The 7,186-nt window shown below is 54.1% G+C and carries 7 protein-coding genes; 5 read left to right on the top strand and 2 right to left on the bottom strand.

Features of this window, described 5'->3' with window-relative positions; genetic code table 11:
* The 4 genes from KK925_RS08460 to KK925_RS08445 form a co-directional block, all read left to right on the top strand.
* Window positions 1-1,152, top strand: a 1,152-nt coding sequence (locus tag KK925_RS08460; protein WP_174583523.1) for an aminotransferase class V-fold PLP-dependent enzyme, incomplete at its 5' end; no start/stop codon positions are given.
* Window positions 1,145-1,600, top strand: coding sequence for a Fe-S cluster assembly sulfur transfer protein SufU (sufU, locus tag KK925_RS08455; protein WP_174583522.1), 456 nt, complete (start codon window positions 1,145-1,147; stop codon window positions 1,598-1,600). The genes KK925_RS08460 and sufU, both read left to right, overlap by 8 nt.
* A gap of 206 nt (window positions 1,601-1,806) precedes the next feature.
* Window positions 1,807-3,045, top strand: a complete 1,239-nt coding sequence (locus KK925_RS08450) for an aminotransferase class I/II-fold pyridoxal phosphate-dependent enzyme (RefSeq protein WP_174583521.1) — start codon at window positions 1,807-1,809, stop codon at window positions 3,043-3,045.
* Window positions 3,039-5,174, top strand: a complete 2,136-nt coding sequence (locus tag KK925_RS08445) for an ATP-dependent DNA helicase (RefSeq protein ID WP_174583520.1) — start codon at window positions 3,039-3,041, stop codon at window positions 5,172-5,174. Before KK925_RS08450 ends, KK925_RS08445 begins: the two co-directional genes overlap by 7 nt.
* An 89-nt stretch (window positions 5,175-5,263) precedes the next feature.
* Here KK925_RS08445 and KK925_RS08440 read toward each other — a convergent pair whose 3' ends face one another.
* The gene (locus tag KK925_RS08440) at window positions 5,264-5,758 is read right to left on the bottom strand and encodes a Slp family lipoprotein (protein ID WP_174583519.1); all 495 of its coding nucleotides are present in this window, start codon (window positions 5,756-5,758) and stop codon (window positions 5,264-5,266) included.
* Window positions 5,759-5,843: 85 nt separating this feature from the next.
* Between KK925_RS08440 and KK925_RS08435 the strand changes: the two genes are divergently transcribed.
* Window positions 5,844-6,317: a Slp family lipoprotein gene (locus KK925_RS08435; RefSeq protein ID WP_174583518.1), complete on the top strand. Its 474-nt coding sequence runs from the start codon at window positions 5,844-5,846 to the stop codon at window positions 6,315-6,317.
* A 9-nt stretch (window positions 6,318-6,326) separates the two neighbouring features.
* Here KK925_RS08435 and KK925_RS08430 read toward each other — a convergent pair whose 3' ends face one another.
* Complete coding sequence (locus KK925_RS08430) at window positions 6,327-6,989, bottom strand: OmpH family outer membrane protein (RefSeq protein ID WP_174583517.1); 663 nt, start codon at window positions 6,987-6,989, stop codon at window positions 6,327-6,329.
* Between the last annotated feature and the right edge of the window lie 197 nt (window positions 6,990-7,186).

Below are 7,186 nucleotides of genomic sequence, written 5' to 3'. Positions count from 1 at the left end.
TATTTGGACAATGCCGCAACTACACAGAAACCTTCTCCTGTCCTGGAGGCCATGGAGCGGTTTTACCGAGAACATAATGCCAACATCCAGCGTGGCGTTCATGAACTCGCAGAGGAAGCAACCCAACTCTACGAGGAAGCGCGCCAGGAAGTCGCCCAGTTTCTGAAGGCAGGCTCTCCTCGGGAAATTGTTTTCGTTCGTGGCACAACGGAAGCTCTCAACCTGCTGGCCTGGTGTTTAGGACGCGCGGTTCTTCATCCGGGCGATGAGATCCTTCTTACGGAAATGGAGCATCATTCCAATATCGTCCCCTGGCAGTGGGTTGCCGAAGTCACCGGCGTGCGCCTTCAGGTGGCCAGGATTTTGGACAATGGAGAGATTGATTGCGAAGATTGGGAACGAAAGCTTACTGATAAGACTCGGATTGTTACCTTTCCTCATGCCTCCAACGTACTCGGAACCCTCAATCCGGTTCGGCATCTGGCAAGGCTCGCTCACCGGTTTGGAGCCGTCGTGGTGGTCGATGGTGCCCAGGCTGCCGGCCATATTCCGGTAGATGTTCAAGAGCTGGAGTGTGATTTTTATGCCTTTTCGGGTCACAAGGCGCTGGGTCCCATGGGAATCGGGGTTCTTTACGGTAGGTGGGAATGTTTGGAACGCTTACCCCCCTACCAAGGGGGAGGTGGAATGATCCAGGCGGTTTTTTGGGACCGAACGCTTGTAGCTCCCCCTCCCCGACGGTTTGAGGCGGGCACTCCCAATGTCGCGGGAGCGGTGGGCTTGGCAGTGGCGCTTCAATACCTGCGTTCCGTGGGAATGGATACGATCCGGTCGCACGAACAAAAGTTAATCGACTACGCCCAGAACCAGTTGTCCTCCCTTCCCGGAATCCGGCTCGTGGCCGATCCTAAGGAGCGAATAGCGATCGTTTCTTTCGTGGTGGAAGGAGTGCACGCCCACGACGTGGCTACGATCTTGGATCGTGAGGGGGTTGCTGTACGAGCCGGGCACCACTGTGCGATGCCACTGATGAACCGGTTGGGTTTTTCCGGTACGGTTCGAGCCTCTTTTGCCCTCTACAACACCTTTCAAGAAGTCGATCAACTGGTGCTGGGGCTTAAAAAAGTGTGGGAGATCTTCGGCCATGGATGAGCTCGAAGAACTGTATCAAGAGATCCTTTTCGAACATTGTCGCAACCCGCGAAACTTTGGGGAGCTGCCGGAGGCAAGTCACCGAGCCCTTGGATACAATCCCCTGTGCGGAGACCGCATCGAAGTGGGATTGCGGATGGAAGGGAATCGCATCCAACAAATCCGATTCCGTGGGGAAGGTTGTGCGATATCGTTTGCCTCCGCTTCGGTAATGACCGAAACCGTCCAAGGAAAGACGGTAGCGGAAGTGCTACAGTTATTGGAACGGTTCCAAAAGTTTTTGACTTCTCCCGACGATAGCGGGTTGCCCCGCGATGTGTTAGAAGGAGACCTTTGGACACTCCAGGGGGTACGTCACTTTCCTGCGCGAATCAAATGCGCGACCCTTCCATGGCACACCCTTCGAGCGGCGCTGGAAAACCGTTCCGAACCGGTTTCAACGGAATAGACAGACCCGCCGGACCCCTCAATACAGGCAAACCTGTAAGCCTCCCTTGGCAATCCCCCACGATTTTTCGAAATTTCCCTCATGCCCGCGACCGAACTTCACAGGATTTCCTTTTGGGACGATTCTACCTTTCTCCAATCTTTGGTTCGCAAAACCCCTGAGATTTGCCAAGATACAAGAAACGAATGGCTCACTTTCCGAAAAGAATGAATCCAACCAAGAAAATTCTCTTTTCCCAGCGTATTGGTGGCGCGCGGTTCGGCGAAGGAACCGGTGGGTACAAGTTTGCCCGGATTAAGCAAGCCAAGCGCCAAGCAATCGAAAAGGATCCCACAAAAAAGCTTCTCGACTTTGGGATCGGTGAACCAGACGGGATGCCTCCTCAAGAAGCCATTGAGGTTCTCTGTCAAGAAGCGACCAAACCCGAAAACCAGCGGTATGCTGACCTGGGCGGTTCCCGGCTCAAAGAAGCTGCGGCCCGCTATTTGCAGAAGGTCTACGGAGTCACAGTCGATCCCCACCTCCACATCCTCCACTCGATCGGGACGAAAAGTGCTTTGCCGATCTTGGCACTGGCGCTAGTGGATCCGGGTGATCTTGTCCTGGTCACTGTTCCAGGCTACCCCGTCTTCGGGACCCACGCCGAGTACTGCGGAGGAGTGCTGTATCCCTTGTTCCTTACAGAGGAGAACCATTTTCTACCCGATCTTGAAACCATCCCCGAAGAGATTCTTACCCGGGCTAAAGTTTTTCTGCTCAATTACCCCAATAATCCTACCGGAGCAACAGCCAGCCGCACGTTTTTCTCGAGGGTTGTAGAACTTGCCCACCAGTATGGGTTTGTTGTCCTCCACGATATTGCCTACGGAGGACTCGTATTTGATGGCAAACCTCTTTCGTTTCTTTCGGTCCCAGGTGCCATGGAAGTCGGGTTGGAACTCCATTCAGCTTCCAAAAACTTTAACATGACCGGGTGGCGATGCGGTTTCGTCGTGGGCAATCCCCGGCTGATTGCTGCCTACGGGGCAGTTAAGGAACATACCGATTCGGGTCAATTCCTTGCGATTCAAGCGGCCGTGGCTTGGTGTTTGGAACACCCGGAGTTCACCGAGGCGTTGGCAAGAAAATACTCCCGAAGGATGGATCTTTTAGTCGGTGTTTTGCAACGACTTGGTTTCCCTGCACAAAAATCCGGTGGAACTTTCTTTCTCTATACTCGCGCCCCCCGGGCGGTACATACCCCCCAGGATCATATAACCTTTGGCTCGGCACAAGAGTGTGCCGAATGGCTCATTCGAGAACCTGGAGTGGTTACGGTTCCGTGGGACGAAGCGGGACCCTACCTTCGCTGGAGTGTTACCTTTGGAGGGAAAACTCCCGACGAAGAAGAGAATATCGTTCAGGACCTCTACCGGCGCCTCCAATCTTACACGTTTGAATGGTGAGAGAAAGGACTCCTAGGGGTGCGTCTACGGGGAAGGCCGGGTTTTTTCCCCCGGAGTCTCCCGAGTCCCTGGTCGATTTCGTAGAAACATTTTTTTCCCCAAGCGGAGCCCTCTCCCGAGCACCCCACTTTTCTTTTCGCCCTTCCCAGCAGGCCATGGCCCGCTGGGTAGCCCAAAGTCTCCAGAAGGGAACCCCTCTTCTTGTCGAAGCGGGAACAGGAACGGGGAAAACTCTAGCCTACCTTATTCCGGGGATTTGTTTTGCTCTCCAAAAGGGATGCCGAATGGTGGTATCCACCTATACGATCGCCTTAGGAGAGCAGCTGGTAAAAAAAGATCTCCCCTTGGCTTCCCAGGCACTCGGGATACCGATCCGTTTTCTTCTTTTGCGAGGACGCCACCACTACCTTTGCCCTAGAAGGCTCGAACAAGCTCTCAAGCAAAGCGCCAGCTTCTCCCAGCCCGCCTATCGAGCCGAGCTGGAACGCATCGCCCACTGGGCAAGAACCACTCTCACTGGCTGCAAGGAGGAACTGGATCCTCCTCCGATGCCCGCTGTCTGGGCTAAAGTCAGTTCCCACCTCTCCCATTGCCATCCCAATGTTTGCCGGCCTTCCCGCTGCTTTTACCAGGCTATCCGGATGAAGGCGGCAGAAGCCGATGTTCTCGTAGTAAATCACGCTCTTTTCTTTTCCTCTCTTGCCTCTAGCCTTTCTAGCGTTCCCAGGAACAAAGCTGCGGAGCCAGGAATTTTACGACGTAACGATCTTTGGATCCTCGACGAAGCCCATACCGTAGAGACCGTTGCAGCCCGGCAATGGGGCCTGGAAATTGCCTGGCAAGAACTCGAAGAGTTGCTCACAAATCTCGGATCGGCGGGAAAGGAAAGTCTTCTTTCTCGCTTCGGGCTTTCAAGGCTTCGCAAACAAATCCGGCTCGTCAAAGACCAACTCCAAACTCTTTTCTTTACCCTTGCTCAAGCTACCGCTCCCCACGGGTACCCTGCTCGCATCACCGAACCGGTGGGTCATTGGGAAGATCCCGTTGCCGGGCTCTACGAGCTGGCCTCCTCTCTGGAAAGCGCTCTGGAACGCTCCGCCTCCTCGCTCGATGACGAAGAGGCCAAGGAAGCAAAGGAAAGCCTTTTTTTGCTCGCTACACAGTTAGAACTCTGGTTTCAGCAAAAATTGTCGGGCTACGTTTACTGGGTGGAAGGAAGCTCTCCTTCGCTTAAGCTTTGCGCAGTTCCTCTCTGGGTAGGATCCTATCTTCGAGAATCTCTCTTTAGCGAGGGCCGCTCAACCATTCTCACGAGCGCCACACTGACGGTGAGCAGACGTTTTGAACCGATCCAGGTACGCCTAGGGGCCGAACGGGCTCGCACGGTTCAACTCCCTTCACCGTTTGATTATGCCAGGCAAATGCGAGTCTACTTGGCAAGCGATCTCCCCGAACCCAAGGGAACCGAAGACCCCGCATACGAAGATGCCGTCGCTTGCCGCATCCTCTCCATTTGTAAGGCAGTTGAGGGCGGTATTTTAATCCTTTTTACAAGCCATCGCATGCTCCGAAGCGTCGCGCAAAAGCTTCAACCCAAACTTGCATCCCTGGACTTTTCCCTTCTTATCCAGTCCCCCGAAACCCCAAGCTACCAGCTCCAGGAAAGATTCCGAACCCTCCCCCGGCCGGTCCTCTTCGGAGCTCAGAGTTTTTGGCAAGGGGTCGATTTTGTAGGAAACATCCTCCGCGCAGTCATTATTACCCGACTTCCGTTTCCAACCCCAGAGGAGCCACTGGCCCAGGCACGGATGGAAGAGTGCACGCGTCAGGGGAAAAACCCTTTCTGGGAGTATCTCTTGCCGGAAGCTCTACTCCGGTTTCAGCAAGGAATTGGAAGACTCATTCGCAGCCCAGAGGATCAGGGTATAGTTGTCATCTTAGATCCTCGGATTCTGACCCGATCCTACGGGAGACTTTTCCTTGACTCTCTCCCTGAGTGCCCCAAGGAAATTCTCCAGGGAAAAGAGCTTTTTCCCACCAATGTTTCGCTCAAGGGAAGCTTGCCCACAGGCAAAGCTTTCGATACTCCCACCCTAAGCTCCTCAAGCGGACCCCCTATCGAATCGTGACTGGCCGTTTGCAAGCTTTTCCCAGAAAAAAATTGCGGCGACCCCATCCGCCCTGACACCGGATTCCACGGTTCGCTTACCCCAACTTCCTAAGGGCGGGTCGGCCAACCCCAGCCGAAACCCACACCCCACCAAGGAGGATAGCCGGGAGCCGAGTAGTAATACCCAACTTCCCGAGACTTGGGTTCTGCATACTGAACGGTCACCGCTTGAAGCACAGGATAGCGGTATGGAGCCCTTCCAATAAACCCCTTCCGGCTCCCAACCACGCGAGCCTTGGCCCGCACCCAGCTCCCCTCAGTACCACCGTCGGAGGAAACGCGAAGAATAAACCGTCCCAAGGAACGATCCGATTCCCCCGACATGTCTTTAGCGACCAACGGCTGTTCCAACACTTCAAGCTCTTTTACTCCCCTTTTTGAATGAACCGCTAGAACCTTCCCGGAAATACAGAGCTCTGTACCTTTCCAGGCTGAAGGGTTCTCCCAGAGAGAAGAAGACCGAGAACAGGCTAAGAGAAACCTGGGACACACGCCCAGAACAATCAAAAGCACCAAGAAAAAGCGGAATTTTTGGGCTGGCATGGGAGTCGCTTTTTTCCTTTCGTCCAATAGGATAAAAAGCTTGTGTCCATTTGCCAAGCGCGGTAACGAAAAAAAGTTTTGTATCATGACTCATCCCATCAAACTTGCATCAGTCTTTGGAGGAGGGGTTGCTTTTTGGTTCCTTCTTTTGACTTTTCCAAGTCAAGCGGCAACACAGGTGGATCGAAACAATTCCATTCGGCTGCGAGGAACCATTGTCCGAACCATACCCTGCCGTGGCTATACGGAATTGGAGATCCAACCGGCACCGCCCAGTCCCTTTCTGGGTCCCCAAGAGCTCCGGTTCTATTCCAGAAAAGCAGTGCCCGTAGTAGCTAAGGGTCTTTTGGACCCCGCGATCTATTCTCCAGGAAGAGTGGTCCGGGTGCTAGGAAGAGAAACGGCGGGGAGTAAAAAGGGCCCACTTCTCCGAGCGTACCGGGTGGAACTGTGGCCCAAAGGGATCGATGTAGAAGATCTATGGGATAGTGGGCTTTACGTTCGCTCCTTCCCCCCCTGGAGCCGCGACCCCTTCTACCCGGTTTGGTGGGGCTGGTAAACTCCCACTTTAGGGAGAAGGGAGTGCCCGGGGCTCGGGTGCCGTTGACCGCGTAGAGCCAGGATCAAGTTTCGTTTCCGGTTCCCCAGAGGGGGGAGTTGCCCCCAACTCCTTGGGTTTACTCGGTTGCGAAACATTGAGAGCTCCAAGGACTGCTTGGGTCAAATCTTCGGGGTCGCGGACGTAAAGGACCCTACCTTGATGGTCCACGACCAGGTCCAAGCCCCTTTGCCGAGCCTCTGTGCCGACAGCAGTAATCACGTCCCGCATCAACTGTAACTGGCTTTTCCCAGAATATTCCTGAATCTCCTTGTTCTGGCGCGTGCGCCATTCCGCAAGCTTCCGCTCGATTTCCGATAACTCCTTTGACTTTTGCTCGAAGGCTTTTTTAAGCCCTTCACGATCCTTTTTTGAAAGCTTGGGATCCAAAGAGGCCTCCCGCAGGCGCTGCAGTTGGTTGACACACGTTTCCCTTTGCCGCACTAGCTCCTCGTCTCGAGCCTTAGAACTGGCCAGTTTCGCTTGGAGAACACGGTTGGCATGGACCGTCTTGTGGTACTGGTTAAAAATCGCTTGATAGTCTACGATTCCGATTCTTACTGGCCCCTGCCCTTCAAGAGAAAGAAGACCGAGTCCCAGAACCCAACTTAGGCAAATCGCTCTCCTTATCATATGACGACATGGTATAGAAGCGAGGGAAGTAAAGAGCAACTTTCTCCTGCTTTTCTCCGCGACCCTCTTTGCTGGTCCTTTGGTTTGGCTTGACCCGAACCGTTCCTAAAAAACTATAGACAACCATTCCCCCCAGGGAAGATCGTCCGGCACGCCGGCCAAACAACAGTGCTGCCCGCGATTCGCGTCCCGGGGTT

The organism is Candidatus Methylacidithermus pantelleriae (genome assembly GCF_905250085.1).
GTDB lineage: Bacteria > Verrucomicrobiota > Verrucomicrobiia > Methylacidiphilales > Methylacidiphilaceae > Methylacidithermus > Methylacidithermus pantelleriae.
Note: the sequence above shows the minus strand (reverse complement) of the source record. Positions and strands in the feature narration are given on the sequence as shown.

What these genes read in the sequence shown, in the direction of transcription:
- KK925_RS08430 (WP_174583517.1), bottom strand. Translation starts at nt 6,989, where the DNA reads ATGATAAGGAGAGCGATTTGCCTAAGTTGGGTTCTGGGACTCGGTCTT.
- KK925_RS08450 (WP_174583521.1), top strand. Translation starts at nt 1,807, where the DNA reads ATGAATCCAACCAAGAAAATTCTCTTTTCCCAGCGTATTGGTGGCGCG.
- KK925_RS08435 (WP_174583518.1), top strand. Translation starts at nt 5,844, where the DNA reads ATGACTCATCCCATCAAACTTGCATCAGTCTTTGGAGGAGGGGTTGCT.
- sufU (WP_174583522.1), top strand. Translation starts at nt 1,145, where the DNA reads ATGGATGAGCTCGAAGAACTGTATCAAGAGATCCTTTTCGAACATTGT.
- KK925_RS08440 (WP_174583519.1), bottom strand. Translation starts at nt 5,758, where the DNA reads ATGCCAGCCCAAAAATTCCGCTTTTTCTTGGTGCTTTTGATTGTTCTG.
- KK925_RS08445 (WP_174583520.1), top strand. Translation starts at nt 3,039, where the DNA reads ATGGTGAGAGAAAGGACTCCTAGGGGTGCGTCTACGGGGAAGGCCGGG.